The organism is Schaalia cardiffensis F0333 (assembly GCF_005886435.1).
Classification (GTDB): Bacteria; Actinomycetota; Actinomycetes; order Actinomycetales; family Actinomycetaceae; genus Pauljensenia; species Pauljensenia cardiffensis.
In genome coordinates this window covers 53,924-73,585 of record NZ_CP040505.1, presented here as the reverse complement: position 1 = coordinate 73,585, position 19,662 = coordinate 53,924, and the positions used below count along the sequence as shown (strand labels likewise).

The window sequence follows — 19,662 nt, the reverse complement described above, 5'->3', positions numbered from 1 at the left end:
GCCGTGTACGAAGGAGCTCTTCAAGATCTCATCGACGAGTTCGGACGCCTCCCCGGCATCGGCCCGAAGTCCGCGCAGCGCATGGCGATGCACGTTCTCGATTCTGAACCGGACGAAGTCGCTCGACTCGTCGACGCGATCCAAGCGGTTCGCAAACGCGTTCACCACTGCGAGATCTGCGGAAACCTCACCGAGGAAGAAGCCTGCTCAATCTGCCGAGACCCCCGGCGTGATCCGACAACGCTGTGCGTCGTCCAAGAACCGAAAGACATCCAGGCAATCGAAGGCTCACGAGTATTCCACGGGCGCTACCACGTGCTCGGCGGAGTCATCGACCCGATTCACGGCATCGGCCCCGATCAGCTCCGCATCCGTCAGCTCCTCACCCGCCTGCAAGACGATCGCATCACCGAAGTCATCATTGCGACCAACCCGAACGTGGAGGGCGAAGCCACCGCAGCGTACTTGGCGCGCACTCTCGCCACGATCGGCATTACGACCTCGAGACTCGCGATGGGCCTACCCATGGGCGGAGACTTGGAGTACGCCGACTCGATCACCCTGGGGCGTGCCCTCGAAGGCCGCCGCTCCATGGCCTAAGAGCGCCACAAACACAGCTTTTGTCGACATCCCTGCCGATATCGCTCAGGCCCTGTGGAAGCCGTACAGCCGGTAGTCCTCACCCTGTGGAAGCCGCACAGCCGCTATCCTCCACATCCCCTTCAGAGCAAGCCAGCGGGTATCCTTCAGCCCCTGTGGAGGCCAGTCACAAGGAGCTCACCACAACCGCCGCCACCGCGCCTCCTCGCGAAGCGAGCCCTGAGCCTCATTAGCGCGGCACACAGGCCGCGTAGAATCCTCCCGCTCCCAAAACCCCAAGCGACACACCCGGGAATGCCATGCATTCTCGCGGTGCCCCTGTCCAGCTACCCCAAATGCGCTTTCGGCAAGGCTTAGGGGTGACTGGCAGCATCGACATCATGTTGAGGGGCATCCAAACGAAAAATTGAAAGGTGCTCAGCCACCCCAATTGCCGTTTCGGCAGGACTTGGGAGTGCTCGCTAGCACCGAAATCATGTTGAGGGGGCATCCAAACGAAAAATTGAAAGGTGCTCAGCCACCCCAATTGCCGTTTCGGCAGGACTTGGGGGTGCTCGCTAGCACCGAAATCATGTTTGGGGTCCTTTGAGAGGGGTCTTCAGTAGTTTTGGGGTGCTGTCGGTCAAGAACCCGGACACCTCCTCGCCCGCAGGCAAGCCGCTCCCCTCCTAACCCCAAGCGGGGTTACCGACACGCCCGAGGATGCCGCACAGTCTGGCCCGGATCCCGGTATCCCCTCATCGCCCCAAGGCTCAAGTCATCGCCCCAAGGCCCGAGCCAACTACCCAAAGCCCGAGTCAGGGATACCGGCAAGGAAGTGTGGCATCGACCCGGACTTTTCGTTGATCTGACCGCGTAAAGTCGCGTTCCCCATAGGGGTGGGGCCTATATGAGCGGGTGAGTGTTGACAAGCGCCCCAAGTGCCCGATCTGCCGAGCGCCGATGAACGCGAACGGGAAAACGTCTTCTCGTACGCCCCGGTGGCGTTGCCGGAACTGCTCATTCTCGACAGTTCTCAAGCGCCCTGACGTAACTCGCCGCCACGACCTGGAAGCATTCATCAACTACGCGACCGGCAAGACCAGCCAAGCCGAACGCGACGGCACACTCACCGGCCGATCCTTCCGCCAGCGCACCTCGTGGTGTTGGCAAGTCCCACCACCCCTCCCAGTCATGGACGGCGTCATTCATGACCAGGTGTTCATTGACGGGATCTTCCTTTCCCACTCCTGGGTCATCCTCATCGCCACCGACGGGCGCACACCGTTGAACTGGGTTACCGCCGGACGAGAAAACGCTACGGCCTACACCCAGCTCCTCAGCCCACTTCCCCCACCGGGCATCATCACTACCGACGGGGCAGGCGGCGCCCTGGCAGCGATCCGCACCCTGTGGGGACCAGACCAACCGGTCCAACGCTGCCTCGTGCATGTCCACCGCAACAACACCGTGGACCTGACCCACAACCCCCACACGCCCGCCGGGAAAGCCCTCAAAGGCCTGTCCCATTCCCTCTTGCGCGTCACCACCATGGATGAAGCCGCACACTGGGCGAGCCTGCTCGCCGCCTTCCACACCGAATACGCCCACTACCTCAAAGAACGCACCTACGCGTCCCAAGACCCCGAAAAGGCAGCAGCCACAGGCAAGAAATGGTGGTACACCCACGAACGCGACAGGCGCGTGTACTACCGGCTCGAACGCCTCCTCAAGAACAAACAGCTCTTCACATTCCTCACCGACCCTGGCCGACCAAACCTCGCATCCACCACCAACCCCATCGAATCCCTCAACGCTCAAATCCGCGCCCTACTGCGCGCCCATGCAGGCTGGAACACGACTCGCCAAATCACCGCAATTCACTGGTTCCTCGCCCACCACCAACACCCCATCAACGCCGCCACAGTGCTCGCCGAATGGGACAAACACGCCAGGCAACCCCACACGATCATCCCCACAACACACAAACAACAACCCCGGCCAGACGGGCCCACACACTACGACAACGCCTACAGCCCCGACACCGGCTTCCACACCCGAAAAGGCTGGGCCGGACGCACATAACCCCCACGACACGCCCGAGCGATGCCACACTTTCCTGCCGGTAACCCCCGAGTCAACTACCCAAAGCCCGAGTCAACTACCCAAGGCTCTAGCCAACTACCCAAGGCTCGAGCGCGGGAAGCGAAAAACCCCGGGATCTTCACGATCCCGGGGTTTATTCCGCGGAGACGAGGGGATTCGAACCCCTGAATCGCGCAACACGATTAACTCCTTAGCAGGGAGCCCCTTTCGGCCGCTCAGGCACGTCTCCAGTACCGACAAGCCTAAAGCATGAACCCCGAGCGTTGAAATCGTGGACCCCAACACCACACAGGGCTCAGCCGGAGCCTGGCTCGAAGAGCAAGAGCTCCCGACGAAATCGGCCTGGCGGAGGGCGAGGGATTCGAACCCCCGGTGCCATTGCTGACACAGCGGTTTTCAAGACCGCCACCTTCGGCCACTCGGTCAGCCCTCCAGACTCGTTGATCTTACCCGACTGACACCACTCAGGCAGAGCACCGTCCGTTGTGTCTGTCACGACAGACGGCACTCACACGCCGCACTCAGCTACAAGCACCCGCCACGCCCAGTTATCAGCTTGAAGAAAACTCGCGTCGCACCACATCTCACACCTGAGGAAAACCCTGGTCGTGCTTTCGTCCTCGGGACTCTCGGCACCACAGCGCGCACCCACAGAAGAAGCCGCACCGAACCTCGTACGCAGGAAGAGTCCACAGCGAGCTTCACACGTGGGGCAAGTCGAGGCTCCTACACGGGAAGGACCCGCACCGCGCCTCGTAGCTCGCCAAGAACCTCACTGAGGAAAAGAGGCAGGGCAGAGAATCAGTGGCGACGGAAGAAACTGTTCCACGACTTCTTGTCCGAGGGCGCTTCCTTCGGCTTATCGAGCAGGTCTCGCGACAGCGCCGAAGCGTAGGGTGGCCACAGGGGCACCCGCACGGCGAGCGTCGTCTGGATGGAGTGGTAAACATCCCAGGGCGAGCACTTCAGAGTCGCGTACCTCTTGTTATTCGCGTCGAGACTGCGCAGCCACCGGCCGGGCTTGAGAATCAAATAGTCGTTCACATAGTCGAGGAAGGAACGGTAGCAGTGCTCGAAGTGTTCGATTTCGCCGGGTGTGGCACCATCGTCAAGCATCGCACGACGAATTGCGACGGTCGCGCAGATCCCTTCGCACACGACCCACTGTTGGTGTTCGTCCTCGCCCGTGACGGGGCTGCCCTCACAGTCGACTGAAGTGGAAAAACCGGGTTCCCCATTGTTACGGCGCCACCCATCGACGCGAGCTCGCTCAAACAGGTCGACAGCGCACTCCATGAGGTAATCGGGCTGGGGTCGGCCAAGTGAACGCAAAGCGGCGCGCAGCTGCAGCATGATGCGCGACCACTGCATGGCGTGCCCAGTCACGTACCCGTGATAGATGCGTCGCCCGTCCACGTACCCTGCGGGTTCTTCGCCTAGGGGCTTCCACTCATCGTCGTAGTACTCGGGAAGGCGAGAGCTCTTCTCAGAAGCGATCTTATTTGCGAAGGCCGCCATCTGCTCGGCCCGGTCGATCCACACGGGGTCGGTCGTCGCCTCCGCTGCCGCCAGGTACGCCTCGGCCGTGTGCAAAAGGGTCCCCAGAGTGCGCAGAGGCAAGGCCTGAGTGAAAGCCTCATCGTATTGGTCTCGCACAAGCCCATTCGGCTCGATCCAATGACGCTCCTGATCGTGAAGGGCATCGTTGAGAAGCTCGTAGGCTCCCTGACGGTTCGCGACCGTCGCCGCAGCGAGGCCGAGGATCACATAAGCATTGTGGTACTGGGACTTCGAGCGCCCCTCCTCATCCCAGGGGATGCCGTGACCGTCCTCGTCCGGCTCGGGTTTGATGGAAATCCACAAGCCCCCATTGACTGGGTCTTTGAAGTAGGTGCCGATGCTCTTGAGTGCGTGGTCCGCGTAGCGCCGCGTTCCGGGCAGCCCCATGAGGACGCCGAGGGAGAAGACGTAAAGCATGCGCCCGGTGACGGCGAGGTCGATGCCTCGTTCAGGATCCGGTTCGCCCTCTTCGGTGAGATGAGCGAAACCCGTGGGGACGATCGCTCCTTCTGCTTCGGCGATCAGCGCTTGCATTTGCGTCGATAGCCATCTGTTGTGCTCAACGGAGTCAAACCACCCCACGAGAGCCTCCTTCGCATCATCATCGTTGCACCGTGAGTGACCGGCCTAACACAGCGTAGCGGCATATTTCGCCATCTCATATGACCATTGGCCAAGATCATCGCCTCGATGACGCCAAAGAGAACGAGGGGAGCGGAAGGAGAACCCGCGAAGGTAGCACCCACGGAGGACGGGGGCGCGGAAGGAGAGTCTGCGAAGGGACAGTCAAAGCAGAACAGGAGACGAGGCCGAGGCCGCGCCCAAGAAAGACGGAAGACGAGGACGGCGGCGCGGAGGTAGCGCCCGAGAACGACGCGCCACTGACACCACACCCGAAAAGGCCGCGCAATGGACACCACACTCGAGAAAGCCGAACCAAGCACACCCAGCTCAAGAAATGCCGAATCACGGACGACGAGTCAAACGAAGAACGGGCCCGCTTCGCGAAAACGGAGCCATTTTCATGCTCGACGGATCAGATGTCTTCGACGATGGGCCCGCTTCGCGCAAACGGAGCCATTGCTTCACAAGAGCAAAGCCGGACTTCGAGAATCCCTTCCGCGAAAGCACCCAAAGTGAAACACTGTGGGCATGCATGAGAGAGCTGGCACACTTGCCCTTCCCGAAGACCTCATCAACGTCGAAGAGGTCCTGTCCGCCTATTACGACATCGAACCCGACCCGAGCATCATCGACCAGCGCGTCTCCTTCGGAACTTCCGGACACCGCGGATCCTCGCTCGACGGCAAGTTCAACGAAGCACACATCGTCGCGATCACCGCAGCGATCGTCGAGTACCGAGCGAGCCAGGGCATTGACGGCCCGCTCTTCATCGGCCGTGACACCCACGCACTGTCCGAGCCCGCCTGGCGCACCGCCCTCGAGGTTCTTGCTGCTGCGGGAGTGAGTGTGAAGATCGACTCGCACTCCTCCTACACCCCGACCCCCGCCGTGTCCGTGGCGATCCTCGGCGCAAATGGAGCCCCGCAGGCGCTGCGAACCTCCGGGCCTGGTCTCGCCGACGGTATCGTCGTCACCCCCTCGCACAATCCCCCACGCGACGGCGGCTTCAAGTACAACCCGCCTCACGGCGGACCTGCCGACACGGACGCGACCGGATGGATCGCGAACCGCGCCAACGAGATCCTCGAGGAGGGCTGGCGCAAGATTCCGCGCATCATCGGCGCGCCGCTCTTCGAAGACGAGCACTTGGAGAAGTTCGACTACCTCACCTACTACGTCGATCAGCTTGACCAGGTCATCGACATAGATGCGATTCGCGAGGCCGGGGTCCGCATCGGCGCAGACCCCCTCGGTGGAGCCTCCGTCGACTATTGGGCGGCGATCGCGGAACGCTACGGCCTCGAACTCACGGTCGTGAACCCCGTTGTGGATCCGGCCTGGCCTTTCATGACGCTCGACTGGGACGGCAAGATCCGCATGGACTGCTCTTCCCCGAATGCCATGGCTTCCCTGCGTCGCGCCATGACACCGGACGAGAACGGCAACACCCCCTACGACATTGCGACCGGCAACGACGCCGACTCGGATCGTCACGGGATCGTGACGCCCGACGGTCTCATGAACCCGAACCACTACCTCGCGGTCGCGATCGACTATCTGTTCCAGCATCGCCCGGGATGGAAGGACGATGCTGCGGTCGGCAAGACCCTCGTCTCCTCCGCCCTCATCGACCGCGTTGTCGCCTCAATGGGCCGCAAGCTCATCGAGGTCCCCGTTGGCTTCAAGTATTTCGTTCCCGGTCTGCTCGACGGCTCCGTCGGTTTCGGCGGCGAAGAGTCCGCGGGAGCCTCCTTCCTGCGTAAGGACGGCACCGTGTGGTCGACGGACAAGGACGGCATCATCCTCGCGCTGCTCGCCTCGGAGATCCTCGCGGTCACCGGCAAGACCCCCTCGCAGTTGCATGCTGAACTGGTTGAGCGTTTCGGCGCCTCCGCTTATGCGCGCATCGACGCCCCCGCGAACCGCGAGCAGAAGGCGAAGCTCGCCGCTCTCTCACCCGAGGACGTGACCGCGACTGAGCTCGCAGGGGAGCCGATCACTGCTCGCCTGGTCCGCGCGCCTGGGAATGACGCTGCGATCGGCGGCTTGAAGGTCACGACCGAGAATGCGTGGTTCGCTGCACGCCCCTCGGGCACCGAGGACGTGTACAAGATCTACGCCGAGTCCTTCAAGGGCGCCGAGCACCTCGCCGAAGTCCAGGAGGAAGCGAAGAAGGTCGTCTCCGACGCCCTCGGCTAAGACACGCTGATCTGGGGTGTCCCCCGACTTTTCGGCCCCGTCCTCGTCACGATCGACGAGGACGAGGCCAAGTCTTCGAACACCTACACTCACGCGGAGCGGAGGGTGGGGGATGTCCCCTTCCATGCCCATGGAAATACGCTTATTCACCGATGAGGGCGTAGCGGCAGCTCGGGATCTGTAGTTCTGGAAGGTGTGGCGCGCGGGTTTAAGCAGAGCAGTAATGGTCACCCTCGAGCCGCTCGCGTCTGAGTTCATGGCGCCCGAGTTTAAGGAGGGCTGTGATGACTGGAAGGCGGTCTTTGTCGCGCCCCGAAGGTAAGTATCCCTTCGAGGGTTACGTGGGCGTGTTAGATTCGAAACGTGATTGAACTGGATTACGCGTTCCTGGCTGATTACGCTGCGATTCAGGAATCAAAGCTGACCGCAGTAGGAGCGAGCTTCACTCGCATGGTAGTGCGCGAGATACCCAGCCAAATCATGCTCAGTGTTGCCGGTCGAGTTCGGGTATCGACGGATATTGATGAACTCAATCTCGCCATCAGAGCCACAGTTCCGCAGCAGAGCTATCAGTTGGATGGAACCTTGAGGATTTCCGACCTGAAGAACTTACCCGAGTATGGAGAAGGCAAACGCGGAGCAATGTTTGCACTACAGTTCAGTCTTCCCCTCATGGAATTAGGAACCTACGTGATTGAGGTTGACATCCTCGAGACTGAGGGAGTGGACCGCGTCCTCAAGTTTGAGGCCGTTTCTCTCTAAACGCCCATGCCTCGGATTAAACGCATCAGCTATCACGGTCGTCGAAGAGCGGCCGAACGGCAGATCAGCGAGCAAGAACTCCTTGAGGTTCTGAACGACTACTCCTTGTCGAGACCGGCAGCTAATGGCGACAGAATGCTCTTCGAGGGGTATGTACATGCTGACGGAAGCCGAGTGTGCGTCGTTGTATCCTGGCCTCCGGACGAGACTGACGGCGTCGTAGTGGTCACTTGCTGGCGAAAATGACTTTCTCAGACACTAGGGTGGAGGGCATGAACGCACAGACGATCAAGGTCGAGCTGGATTGGACGGCGCGAGCGTGCTACATCCGTCTGTCGGATGCGACCGTCGCACGCACAGAACCCTTTGACGACGATATGTGTCTGTTCGTTGATCTGGATGATATGGACGAGGTTGTCGGAATTGAGATTCTCGACCTGGATCGGGATATTCCGCTGAGTGACTTGTGTCGACAGTTTCATATCCGTGAGAAGAGAGCGGCGATGATCGCTCACCTTTTGCCTAGCGTCACCAAGACTCCTCTGTTCACCGTCGTGGCAGACCCGGTGATTGGCCACGGTCAGACCATCACCATGCAGAAGAACACCTCCCGGCTTGCACAGCATTAGTGCGACAGTCCGCCGAGGGCAGTCTCGGAGGCCACAGGGATCGCGGATCCTGCGATCACGTCACCTCCGATGATGAGGGTGGTCGCGTACCGCACAGCAAGTACTACATGGAGACTTCTGCACAGGGACACACCACCTAACCCTCGTTACCACTAAAGACTGCGCCAACACCGTCATAGCCAACAGCAGCTCGTTTTGAGCGGCTCCACGGTCACCAACTGAGGATCGGCAGAGTCTCGACAAGGCGGGGAGGCGCTCAAGCTCAGCCGAGCTGCGGGTGCGCGATCTGACACGAAGGAGTGAGGTTTTCGCACTTGCTGGTCGATAGGATCAACGGGTGCTCGGCCCCTATCTCGACGTCTTGAAACTCGACGGCTCTTGGAAATTCTCCCTCGCCGGACTGATCCTGCGCCTACCGATGTCGATGACCTCCATCTCCATCGTTCTGCTCATCAAAGCAAGCTACGGGAACTACTCTCTCGCGGGCCTCATGGCAGCCCTCAACGTCATCGCGACTGCACTCTGCGCTCCCATCATCGCCCGCTACGTCGATCGTTTGGGCCAGCGCAAGGTCATGGGTCCGCTCCTCACAATCGAGGTCGCGGCGAACGTCGCTTTCCTCCTTGCGGCGATCATGCACGCCTCCCCCGTCCTCGTAGCTCTCATCACTGTTATTGCGGGCGCAACGTGGGGAGCTCCCGGAGCCTTCGTGCGAGCCCGATGGACGAACGCACTGAAAGACCAGCCCAAAGGCCTGACGACCGCCTTCGCTCTCGAGTCCGCCATTGACGAGTTCGTCTATATCCTCGGCCCTGTCCTTTCAACGGTCCTCGGTACCCTCTTCCACCCCGGTGTCGGCCTCGTCCTCATCTGCCTATTCCTCGGGATCGGAGGATTCTGGTTCTTCTCGCAGAGCGCATCCGAACCCGCTCCCCGCCCCAAAGCCGAAGGAGAGCGTCGCCAGTCGGTTCTACGTAATCCCGCTGTGGTCGTCATGGTCCTCACCTACATCGCAATGGGATCCATGTTCGGTGCGAACGATGTCGCTGTCGTCGCTTTCGCCGCCGCCCTCGGCGTCCCCTCCATGTCGGGCGTTCTCCTCGCATTTTTCTCCATCGGGTCACTGCTCGCGGGCCTGTGGTACGGCTCGCGCAGGTGGACGCAGCCACTGTGGAGTCTCTTCGCCTTCGGCGTCGTGCTTCTGGCGATCGGCACCTCGACCTATCTCTTGGCCCATTCGATTCCCGTCATGGCGCTCGTCATGACCCTGACGGGGATCACCTGCGCGCCGACAATGACGAATGTCAACACTGTGATCGCGAGGATCGTCGCACCTGAGCGCCTCACTGAGGGCCTGACCTGGGTTGGTACCTCTCTCAATATTGGCTTGTCCCTCGGCTCGGCCATGGCGGGCCCTGTGATTGATGCCGGTGGGGCCCGCTCCGGCTACTTCGTCATGGTGGGCGCAGCCTGGGTGATGGTTGCGATCATGGTCCTCGGCCTTCCTTCCCTGCGTCGGGCGACCACCTCGCTGCACCCCAGGATTGAAGAATAAGGCCCGTGCATGAGGGGCCCTGTCTTCTCTTCATCGCAAATTCGGGCAGAATAGGCGTGTCCTGCTAGGAGGCCCATGTTCGCCAGACCGCTCATTGACGATGAGTCACCGTCCCTGCTTCTCACCCTGAGTTCGTCGTTTGGGGAAGCGGGTTCGAAAGCGCTCTCCAGATTCCTGAGTGAATGGGGTTTTCACCCGGGGATCGTTGGCTTCGGCGGCCACGGCTCCACTCACCGCGCGCGCGTCCTCGGCCGCGTCATCATGGAGCGCTCCGGTGATGAACGCTCCTGGCTGGCGCAACGGCGCGGGTGGCGTCAATTCTTCGACGCGCAAGTCCCCCGCCAGCCCGTCCTCGTCACCGTTGGGGATCAAAAGCGCATCGCCTTCGCAGATCGGGGCGGCTATATCGACCTGTCCGTTTCAGGACACGGTCTTGCGGCGGGGTGGCACAGCGCGTGGATGCAGGTTCTTCACGAGGGCGATGTGCGCGCTGCTGGTCTTCACGAGGGCGATGCCCTCTACTCGGCCCCTACGAAGAAGGGCCTTGTCAAGGAGCGCCCCCTAGAAGAGCCTCTCCCCGGCGACAAGGTCTCAAATGGGGTCTTCGCGCTTGAGCCTTGCTTGGGTGGGCCCCTCCCTGGCGAGATCTGGCCGGACAAGGCCTGCACTCCTGGACCTCGCGCGGACAAGCCCTGCCCGCATGAGCCCTGTGACTATCAGTCCCCTGCGACTCATCGTGTCGGCAGGGTGCGCGCGGGGACACCAGTGTCCGTCGCGCTGCGCATTGTCGGCGACGAGGAACGGATCGGTGTCGTCTCAGACATTGACGACACCGTCATGGTGACAATGCTGCCGCGTCCCCTCGTCGCAGCGAAACACTCCTTCGTCGACCGCGTCTCCGCGCGCGAAGCCGTGCCCGGAATGGCGAACTTTCTTCGCTGCCTCGCCCGGAGGGGAGCTCGCGGACGCGCTGTAGCCACTGAACATGCGCCTGCCTTCGGTGCTCCCGTCATCTACCTGTCGACCGGAGCGTGGAATGTCGTGCCCACCCTGCGCGATTTCCTGCAACGCCTCGGCTACCCGCGCGGCGGATTCCTCATGACGGATTTTGGACCATCGAACACCGGTTGGTTCCGTTCTGGCCCCGAGCATAAGCGGCGTGAATTGCGTCGGCTCGCCCGTATGTTCCCGACAATGAAGTGGTTCCTCGTGGGCGATGATGGGCAGCACGACCCTGAAATCTATGCCGAGTTCGCCCGCGAGTTCCCACTCAATGTTGCGGGGATCGCGATTCGTTCGCTTTCCGAGATCGAACAATTCCTCTCGCACGGCACCTTTGAGGCTCTTGTTCCCGATGCCCTATGGACCGTTCCCCGCAGGATTCCAGTGTGGTTCGGTTCAGATGGGGACGCCCTCGTCAAGGAGATCCACGAGGGTGGGATCTCCCGGAATGAGAGGCCTTGAAATGAAGGGTGCGGGGCTGAAGGCTGCACGGTAAAGGACTGCTCGAAGGGGACTCCTCGGCTCGAAAGAGGCGCTTCTCGAAGGGGATCTTTCGGATTGAAGGAGGCGCTGCTCAAAGGTGCTCCTCGAAAGCGATTCCCCGGCATCCATGCTCTGCTTTCCCCGCTGTGGTGTTTCCCCCGCCTTGCTTCCCCTGCCCCGTTTTCTGCGGACCCTGACTACCGATCCTTTGTGCACCGGCAACGGGGATGCTTCTTCTGCTCCGTTTTCTGAGGGCCCTGACAATGAGGGAGCGTTATTGGGGAACCTTGTTCTTAGAGACCCCTTTTTGAGGACCCCGGTTCTTAGGGACCCCGGTTCTTCTGAGAACACTTCTCCACCCCAGGGGAACGCTTTTTCTCCGCCTGCTGACGCCTCACGGGAGGACACAGAATCTGCAGCTTGTCCCCGTGAATACCTCCTGAGCTGACATGGACTCTGCCTCCTGCCCCAGTGAACACCTCGTCGGTGGACATGGAATTAGGGCACTGCCCCTAGTGATGCCTCGTTGGCCGACATGGACACTGCAGCCTGACCCGGTGAACACCTCGTCTCCAGCGCGCGAAGAACTCTGCTCCACCCTGGGAACGCCTCCGGGCAGCGTGTTTCCCTTTCAACACTCCCTGTACAACAGCTCAACCCTATTCAGGTCTCCAAGCAGCCGGGGAAGCTCAAAGTCCGCAACTGTCCTCAACACCCCTCGAGCAAGTTGAGAGCTCAAAGCCGCAAGCAGCCCGATCCCCTGCCGTGGTTTTCAACTCGCAGTTCGAACTTCAGTTCTCCGATTGCGAATCGGCGTCCGACTGTCCTTCCACAGAACCTGATTGCGCAGCCGCCTGCTCGGCCTTCTTCAGACTCTCCTCCGAAAGGGGAAGACACCCCGAAGGCCCCTTCAAGGGGTCCTTCGATTCTGCGATACGGCCAACCTCATCGGAAACGGAGGAAGAATCGTAGAAAGTCCCCAAGAGGACCGTCACCGTCTTATCAGTCGACTCACTGAGAACGACCTTCGACTTCGGGAAGAAACGAGCAACCGTATACGCCTCATCCACTGCGGCCGGGCCAACGTCGATCTGCACCACTCCAGCGTATTCAGGGCTGGCATTGCTCGGCTCGAGAGGCTCATAACCGGCATTGACGAGCAGAGTCGTCGCCTCACTGGCCAAGCCCTGACGCGAAGTCGTATTGAGGACTCGCACCTGAATCGTCGAGGGATCAACAGGAGTTGCGCCCTCGGCCGGACACGGGATCGTCCCCGGGGTCGCGTACTTCGTGCCCTTGGAGAAGTCATTCGCGAAAGGCACAGGAATCAGCCCAGTCAAAACGAGGAGACTGATCAGCGCGAGGGCGAGCATCACAGCTCCAGTGGAAGCGAAGACGATGTTCTGTCGGCGCTGCCTTTGCTTGAGGAAACGCTGACGCGGAGTGAGGGGATACGAAGTCACAAGACCAACCTACTTCACCCGGAGTCAACACCGGGAGTGCGACACATCCTGCACCCATCTCGGGCACTCCTTGACCTGGCGCGCTAGCGTTGGCCCATCCGTCGAACTTCATTGAAAGGACCAGCATGGGTTTCCTGAGCAACGATCTTCTCACGCGCATTCACGAGCGCGCTGGCGCTCACGACCTCGCAAATGAGTTCCCCGTGGATGACCTCAAGGATCTTCGAGAAGCGGGGTACCTCTCAGCTTTCGTGCCGGAAGAGTACGGAGGCGCAGGACTGAGCCTGGAGGAGATCGCGGCCGAGCAGACTCGCCTCGCGAAAGCGGCTCCGGGCACCGCCCTGGGCATCAACATGCACCAGATCATTGTCGGCCTGGGGCGCCATCTCCTTCGTAATGGGAACCCTCGTGGTGAGATCATTTTGCGCGACGCCGTTGCCGGTGAGCTCTACGGTTTCGGTATTTCTGAACCTGGCAACGACCTCGTCCTCTTCGGCTCCATCACGGAGGCCCTACCCGACTCTGAGGGCGGCTATTCCTTCGAAGGAGTTAAGGTCTTCACCTCCCTCGCTCCGGTGTGGACGCGCCTGATGACCTTCGGCCGCGATGATTCGGGGGAAGACGGGCCACGCTCGGTATTCGCGATTCTCAAGCGCGAGGACGGGGGCTTTTCAATCAAGGACGATTGGAACACCCTGGGTATGCGCGCCACCCAGTCGAATACGACGATCCTCGAAGGCGCATACGCGCCCGAGGATCACATCCTCACCCGCTGTGAGCCCGGCCCCTCGAAAGACCCGGTCGTCTTCGGCATCTTCTCGCACTTCGAGATTCTTCTCGCCGCAACCTACATGGGCATTGGGGAACGCGCGATCGAGGTTGCGGCTGAGCACGTCAAGACCCGTCGCTCCGTGAAGAACCAGAGCGTGTACGCCAATGATCCTGATATCCGTTGGAGGATCGCCGAGGCCGCCATCACCATGAATGCCGTCGGCCCGCAGATCCGCGAACTCGCCCGAGACATCGAAGGGGGCGTAGATCGGGGTCCGATCTGGATGCCGCAGCTGTCTGCTGTGAAGAATGCTGCTGCGGAGGCGAGTCTGCGTGCGGTTGAGCAGTCGATCCGGGCCTGCGGCGGAGGCGCCTATTACAACGGACACGAGCTTTCTCGCCTTTACCGGGATGTTCTGGCTGGGCTGTTCCAGCCCAGCGACCAAGAGTCGTTGCACGGTGCGTGGGCGAAGGTGGTCCTCGGACCCGTCACCGAATAGTCCTGGATTGTCCTGGTGTTTGGTGGTCCCTGCCTTTACTCGCCCTCTGGACACTCCCTGCCTTGCCTCCCCGCGCTGGGCGACCCCTGCCTTTACTCGCCCTCTGGACACAAATCGGACAATGGCTGCGTCAAGCACCGTTTGACGGTTTTGTTTTCCCTGATCAAAGACTCTTCAGTCTCGTCGCGGATGGTGCGCGCACTCCAGCGGGGGTGCCATTGTCCGACTTGTGCCCAGGCAGGGAGCTTCACCAGGTGAAAGCGTCGGGTGTGATCTCACCTTGGGAGGAAGTCATCCAACCGCCCCTCGCGAGGGCGAAGGACTTGCCATTGACCTGGTTCCAACACGAGATGCCGTCCATCGTGGAGGTACAGGCGATCTGCCCATTCTTCGCGTACTCGCCGTAAGCAAGCACCGGTGCCTGCGCGAGGTCCAGGGCGACACAGGATGCCTCCGCACGGTTCCCCTTGAGGGAGAGGACTCCGACGCCCTCATCTCCTCGGCAGGTCTGATATGCGGTGCCCTCCCAGGAGTTCTGGGCGATCTTGCAAGTGGCCTGATCATCCGACAAGAAACAGACAATGTTGCCCGAAGGTGAGGAGAATCCGGGCATGGTCTTCGCGGTGGCCGGAGCCGGGAAAACGATAGTGCTCTGGGCGGTATCGGGCTGTTGAGGTTTGTTCTCAGCTTCAGGTGCCGTGGGCTGTGTCTGATTTGTTTGAGAATCCGTAGAGTTTGGGGAGGTGGAATCTCCTTCGCCACTGGAGAAGTCAAAGAAGATAAAACCGAGGATCGCGAGCAGAGCCACAACAAGTCCGATCAGGATCCACATGGTTTTCCTATCGCGGGACGCAGCTTTCTTTTGAGGGGGAGTGCTGAACTCGGGGAAAGACGCTATGGCGGAGCTAGGCGCAAAGGCAGGAGACGGTGAAGCAGAAGGAGCTTGTGTACGAAGCGTTGGCGGATAGGTCTGGGCACGAGTGGACGCTGTGGGACCGACAGGGGGATGGGCAGGCCCTGAATTCGGCGCGGCAGGGCCAACAGGAGGATGCGCCACCCCTGGATTCTGTGCAGGAAGGCCGACAGGGGGATAGGCAAGACCTGGATTCAGTGTGGGAGGGCGCACAGGAGGATAGCTCAGCGTCGAATCCGGCCCCCTGGACGCAGCAGACGGATAGCTGAGCGTCGGATCGGGCAGCATGGGAGCACGCTGCGGATAAGTGAGCTCAGGGCCTGAGGGCACATCGGTGGGACCTGAATGAACAGGTGCAGCAGGGCCAACAGGGGGATGGGCCACCCCTGGATTCTGTGCAGGAAGGCCGACAGGGGGGTAGGCAAGACCTGGATTCGGTGTGGGAGGGTGGACAGGAGGATAGCTCAGCGTCGAATCCGGCCCCGTGGGCGTGGCAGGCGGAGTCGGCACTGCAGACGGATTGGGCACCACTTCGGGATGATTTGGGTAGACCAGAACAGAATCAGGCGTGACGGGATCTGGCCCTCGAACAGGAAGCGCAGACTCGGGGGTCATGGGAGCGGGCCGCGGATAAGTGAGTTCAAGATCCGCAAGCGCGTCGCCTGGCCCCGGATGAGTAGGCCCCGCATCGGGAACGCTGCTCTTCTGGGGAGTGTTGTCCGACTCGGGCCTCTGAGAAGCGACGGCCGGGAAGATGGACCGCCGGTCCACGGCCACGTCCTCGTCTTGGGGAAGATCCTGAATGGGAATGATGGCCGTTGCCTCAGCATCGACGGACACGGCGGCAGGCCTGAGGGGTTCACCAGAGTCTGCTCTACGGCGTTCACCGACCAGCGCAACGATCTCAGGGTCCCCTATGTCCTCCAACCAGTCGAGTAGCCCCGGATACACCTTCGGGTGACGAATGACTTGGGCGCGCAGATCCGGCGCGAAGTAGGCGATGAGTCTGAGCTGTTCAGCCGATGTCGTGGGATCGACGACGAGGCCTTCCATTTCAGCGAGGGTCATCGGGCTTTCCATCAGTCCTCCAAAGGGGTGTCGCCCCTCCACTCTAGCTGCGGGCGGCTCCTTCTCGGTCTTGTCTGCACAACACACATGCTCATTGACGAGGAGGCGGGGGCTGTGCGCAGGTCAGTGGCATGCGCCCGCGCGCTAGAGCCGTCCCCGATTCCGCATTGTCGTGGGCGACTGAACTCAGAGGCATGCACGTGCGGGCCAGAACGGATGCTGACGAGGACACTCCCCCGGGCCCACAGGTCAGTGGCGTACGCGTGGGCCAAAGCCTCCCGGTGCACGGGGGATCAGCTCTACGCGCTTAGAGGCATGCACGTGCGGGCCAGAACGGATGCTGCGAGAGAAAACCCAAGCCCCACAGCTCAGGAAACATGCACACGCGAACCAGAGAGCCACGCCTGCACATCCTGGCGGATATCGCTGAAATCAAGGAGGTTCACTATTAACAGGGCCCCACGTCTACGCATCGGGCGAGTGCAGCGACATGTGAAGAATGCGCGAACCCGGCGACAAAAGCGCGTGCGTCAACTCGAGATAGCCGTCCGTCTCTGACGGACCACGAACTTTCTCGAAGCGTCCGACACCTTCGAAGCATCAGAAACGTTCACAGCATCCGAAGGGGCGACGCAGAATCCGACGGAAAGACCACGAACTACGTCTACACTTCGAGGCGTCTTGCCAGATCAGTCGGGACGGAACTCGAAACTGTCGAAGCCCAGGGCTGTGCAATCACGCGCGAGCGCCGCGACCTGATCGTCCCAGCCCGCCCCCTTCGCCTCGAAGCCTTCCGGGGCTCCGAAAGCCCGAGCCTGCTGCAAGGCGAAAGCCCTCACTCCACGCTCTTTGAGTTCTCGGGCGACTTCGAGCCCATCGAAGGGGCCACCCGGATAGACGGTGAGTCGGACCTCGTGCGCAACTTCGGGATGAGCAAGAACGAGATCGAGGGAGGCCCAAGCCTTCTCAGCCGCACCGGCTCTGCCCGACACCTGCTCGTAGTTCTCCGGCATTGCCTTCACGTCGATCCCCACCCAGTCGACGAGGCCCTCTTCCAGGATCGTCTCCAGTCGCTTCGGATAGGCGCCCGCGGTGTGCAGTCCAACGTGGAAGCCGAGTTCCTTCACTCTGCGCATCGCGGGAAGGAGGGCGAGTTGGCGCGTCGCCTCCCCGCCGGAGAAAACGACCCCATCGAGAAGTCCGTGCCGACGCGACAGCAGATCTTCCACGGCGCTCCACGCAACCACACCGGGGATCTTCGGATCCAGGATCGCCGAGTTCTGGCAGTACGGGCACCTCCAGGGGCATCCCTGGCAGAAGACCGAGGCCACGAATCGTCCTGGCCAGTCCACGGTCGATAGGGGAACGAGTCCGGCGATCTGCAGATCATCGGGGGTGAATCCTCCGATGCGGAGCGGGGCCCCAGCCTGCTCGGCCCGGGCCCCAGCTTCACTCGATTCGCTCATGATGAGTGATTCGACCTCGCTTTTCAGCGCTGGTCGACCGGCGGGAAGGCGGACACCAGTTCACCGTGCTGACCAGCCGCTTCCTCGGAGAACATCTGGCGTTCCGCGTATTCGCCCTTCTTGCCGATGTTGAAGGACTGGACGGGGCGGAAGTACCCCATGACCCGGGTCCAGACCTCGCAGGCCTGGGGTTCACGCTCGGGGTGCGCTTCCTGGCACTTCGGGCATTCGAAGTGTTCACCGGCGAGGTAACCGTGGACCGGACAGATCGAGAAGGTCGGTGTGATCGTGATGTACGGGAGTTTGAAGGCGGTCAGCGAGCGCTTCACCATTTCCTTACAGGCCGCTCCCGAGCTCATGCGCTCCCCCATGTAGAGGTGCAGGACCGTGCCTCCCGTGTACTTGCCCTGAAGGACTTCCTGATCCTCAAGAGCCTGGAAGGGGTCGTCGGTGTAGCCGACAGGCAGCTGAGAGGAGTTCGTGTAATAGGGCTGCTCTTCGGTTCCTGCCTGGAGGATGCCGGGGTAGCGTTTGCGGTCCTCTTTCGCGAAACGGTATGTCGTGCCCTCAGCTGGGGTTGCTTCGAGGTTGTAGAGGTGGCCGGTCTTTTCCTGGAGTTCCACCATGCGTTCACGCACGTGGTCGAGGATGCGCACGCACATGTCGAAGCCGCGTGGGTCGGTCAGGTCGTACTCGTCATGCGTGAAGTTGCGGACCATTTCGTTCATGCCATTGACGCCGATGGTGGAGAAGTGGTTGTCGAGGTGGCCCAGGTAGCGCTTCGAGTAGGGGAAGAGCCCGTGGTCCATGTGGAATTGGATCGTTTCGCGCTTGCGCTCGAGGGAATCGGAAGCGAGGTCGATGAGCCGGTCGAGTTCAGTGACGAGGGCGTCCTCGTCGCCTGCGAAACGGTAGCCGAGTCGTGCCATGTTCATCGTGACGACGCCGATGGAGCCGGTGAGTTCAGCCGAGCCGAAGAGGCCGTTGCCGCGCTTAAGGAGTTCACGCAGGTCGAGCTGAAGGCGGCAGCACATAGAGCGGATCATATGCGGGTCGAGATCGGAGTTGATGAAGTTCTGGAAGTAGGGCAGCCCATACTTCGCGGTCATGTCAAAAAGGAGGTCCGTGTTCTCACTGTCCCAGTTGAAGTCCGGCGTGATGTTGTAGGTCGGGATCGGGAAGGTGAAGACCCGACCGTCCGCGTCGCCGTGGGTCATGACCTCGATGAATGCCTTGTTGATGAGGTCCATTTCGTGCTGGAGTTCGCCGTAGGTGAAGTCGCAAACCTCGTCAGCGATGAGGGGGTACTCGTCTCGCAGGTCGTCCGGGCACGTCCAGTCGAAGGTGAGGTTCGTGAAGGGGCATTGGCTGCCCCAGCGTGAGGGGACGTTGAGGTTGTAGATGAGCTCTTGCATGTTCTGGACGATCTGCTTGTAGGACATGTTGTCCAGACGCACGAAGGGCGCCATGTAGGTGTCGAAGGAGGAGAAGGCTTGAGCGCCGGCCCACTCGTTTTGGAGGGTGCCGAGGAAGTTGACGATCTGGCCGCACGCGGAGGAGAAGTGGGCGGGAGGTGCGGAGGCGATTGCGCCGGGAACGCCGTTGAAGCCCTCCTGGATCAGTCGCTTGAGGGACCAGCCCGCGCAGTAGCCGGCGAACATGTCCAGGTCGTGGATGTGGTAGTCGCCGCGGCGGTGAGCCTCGCCGATCTGCGGGGTGTAGACCCGTTCAAGCCAGTAGTTCGCAACGACTTTGCCGGCGGTGTTGAGGATCAGTCCGCCAAGAGAGTAGCCCTGGTTCGCGTTCGCGTTGACTCGCCAGTCAGAGCGGTCGAGGTACTCCTCGACGGTGGCGATGGCATCGACGTCATACCGGGCGGCGTTGTCCGGGGTGGGCTGATCCATGGTGGACACCTCTCAGGTCGTTGCGCTTTCGCGCGGAAGGCGCCCCTGCATCCGAGGAACAGTGTTGTTTCAGGATGA

Annotated in this window: 15 protein-coding genes, 2 tRNA genes and 1 pseudogene; 10 read left to right on the top strand and 8 right to left on the bottom strand. The window is 61.3% G+C overall.

The genetic code is table 11. The features are described from left to right. The first annotated feature begins 3 nt into the window (after positions 1–3). On the top strand, positions 4–600 hold the full coding sequence (gene recR, locus FFA61_RS00305) for a recombination mediator RecR (protein ID WP_005962507.1): 597 nt from the start codon (positions 4–6) through the stop codon (positions 598–600). Between the two features lie 897 nt (positions 601–1,497). Then, positions 1,498–2,664 (top strand): IS1249 family transposase, encoded by a 1,167-nt coding sequence (locus tag FFA61_RS00300; protein ID WP_131247423.1) that lies wholly within the window; start codon positions 1,498–1,500, stop codon positions 2,662–2,664. A 162-nt stretch (positions 2,665–2,826) separates the two neighbouring features. On the opposite strand, the gene FFA61_RS00295 is transcribed toward FFA61_RS00300, so the two are convergent. The 3 genes from FFA61_RS00295 to FFA61_RS00285 all read right to left on the bottom strand — a co-directional run bounded on the left by FFA61_RS00295 (position 2,827) and on the right by FFA61_RS00285 (position 4,827). Further along, a tRNA-Ser gene (locus FFA61_RS00295) sits at positions 2,827–2,914 on the bottom strand. Between the two features lie 114 nt (positions 2,915–3,028). After that, positions 3,029–3,118 (bottom strand) — tRNA-Ser (locus tag FFA61_RS00290). Positions 3,119–3,486: 368 nt separating this feature from the next. Continuing rightward, positions 3,487–4,827 (bottom strand): AGE family epimerase/isomerase, encoded by a 1,341-nt coding sequence (locus FFA61_RS00285; protein WP_005962509.1) that lies wholly within the window; start codon positions 4,825–4,827, stop codon positions 3,487–3,489. Between the two features lie 570 nt (positions 4,828–5,397). On the opposite strand from FFA61_RS00285, the gene pgm reads away from it, so the two are divergent. From pgm to FFA61_RS00255, 6 genes are all read left to right on the top strand, one after another. After that, positions 5,398–7,068 (top strand): phosphoglucomutase (alpha-D-glucose-1,6-bisphosphate-dependent), encoded by a 1,671-nt coding sequence (gene pgm / locus FFA61_RS00280; RefSeq protein ID WP_005962512.1) that lies wholly within the window; start codon positions 5,398–5,400, stop codon positions 7,066–7,068. A gap of 363 nt (positions 7,069–7,431) precedes the next feature. Next, entirely contained in the window at positions 7,432–7,830 is a 399-nt protein-coding gene (locus FFA61_RS00275) for a DUF6941 family protein (protein WP_005962513.1), read from the top strand. 6 nt (positions 7,831–7,836) lie between these two features. Beyond that, entirely contained in the window at positions 7,837–8,076 is a 240-nt protein-coding gene (locus tag FFA61_RS09555; RefSeq protein WP_131247193.1) for a DUF4258 domain-containing protein, read from the top strand. Between the two features lie 26 nt (positions 8,077–8,102). Then, positions 8,103–8,459 carry a DUF2283 domain-containing protein gene (locus tag FFA61_RS00265; protein WP_131247195.1) on the top strand — a complete coding sequence of 119 codons (357 nt, stop codon included), beginning with the start codon at positions 8,103–8,105 and terminating at the stop codon, positions 8,457–8,459. A 337-nt stretch (positions 8,460–8,796) separates the two neighbouring features. Continuing rightward, positions 8,797–10,014: an MFS transporter gene (locus FFA61_RS00260; RefSeq protein WP_005962515.1), complete on the top strand. Its 1,218-nt coding sequence runs from the start codon at positions 8,797–8,799 to the stop codon at positions 10,012–10,014. Between the two features lie 75 nt (positions 10,015–10,089). Then, positions 10,090–11,478, top strand: a complete 1,389-nt coding sequence (locus tag FFA61_RS00255; protein WP_005962516.1) for an App1 family protein phosphatidate phosphatase — start codon at positions 10,090–10,092, stop codon at positions 11,476–11,478. Between the two features lie 812 nt (positions 11,479–12,290). Here the strand turns inward: FFA61_RS00255 and FFA61_RS00250 are convergent. Continuing rightward, a complete protein-coding gene (locus tag FFA61_RS00250) occupies positions 12,291–12,962 on the bottom strand; it encodes a LytR C-terminal domain-containing protein (RefSeq protein WP_005962517.1) in 672 nt (223 codons plus the stop codon). A gap of 125 nt (positions 12,963–13,087) precedes the next feature. Here FFA61_RS00250 and FFA61_RS00245 point away from each other — a divergent pair, with 125 nt between their 5' ends. Further along, a complete protein-coding gene (locus FFA61_RS00245) occupies positions 13,088–14,233 on the top strand; it encodes an acyl-CoA dehydrogenase family protein (protein ID WP_005962518.1) in 1,146 nt (381 codons plus the stop codon). A gap of 247 nt (positions 14,234–14,480) precedes the next feature. On the opposite strand, the gene FFA61_RS00240 is transcribed toward FFA61_RS00245, so the two are convergent. Further along, a complete protein-coding gene (locus tag FFA61_RS00240; RefSeq protein ID WP_005962519.1) occupies positions 14,481–15,065 on the bottom strand; it encodes a hypothetical protein in 585 nt (194 codons plus the stop codon). Between the two features lie 753 nt (positions 15,066–15,818). Between FFA61_RS00240 and FFA61_RS00235 the strand changes: the two genes are divergently transcribed. Beyond that, on the top strand, positions 15,819–16,085 hold the full coding sequence (locus tag FFA61_RS00235) for a hypothetical protein (protein ID WP_131247197.1): 267 nt from the start codon (positions 15,819–15,821) through the stop codon (positions 16,083–16,085). On the opposite strand, the pseudogene FFA61_RS09660 reads toward FFA61_RS00235, so the two are convergent. The 3 genes and pseudogenes from FFA61_RS09660 to FFA61_RS00225 all read right to left on the bottom strand — a co-directional run. Next, a pseudogene (locus tag FFA61_RS09660) lies at positions 16,086–16,199 on the bottom strand (variant leucine-rich repeat-containing protein); the annotation flags it as partial. A gap of 704 nt (positions 16,200–16,903) precedes the next feature. Continuing rightward, positions 16,904–17,680 carry an anaerobic ribonucleoside-triphosphate reductase activating protein gene (locus FFA61_RS00230; protein WP_005962523.1) on the bottom strand — a complete coding sequence of 259 codons (777 nt, stop codon included), beginning with the start codon at positions 17,678–17,680 and terminating at the stop codon, positions 16,904–16,906. Positions 17,681–17,703: 23 nt separating this feature from the next. Continuing rightward, positions 17,704–19,584, bottom strand: coding sequence for a ribonucleoside triphosphate reductase (locus FFA61_RS00225; protein WP_005962524.1), 1,881 nt, complete (start codon positions 19,582–19,584; stop codon positions 17,704–17,706). Positions 19,585–19,662 lie beyond the last annotated feature (78 nt).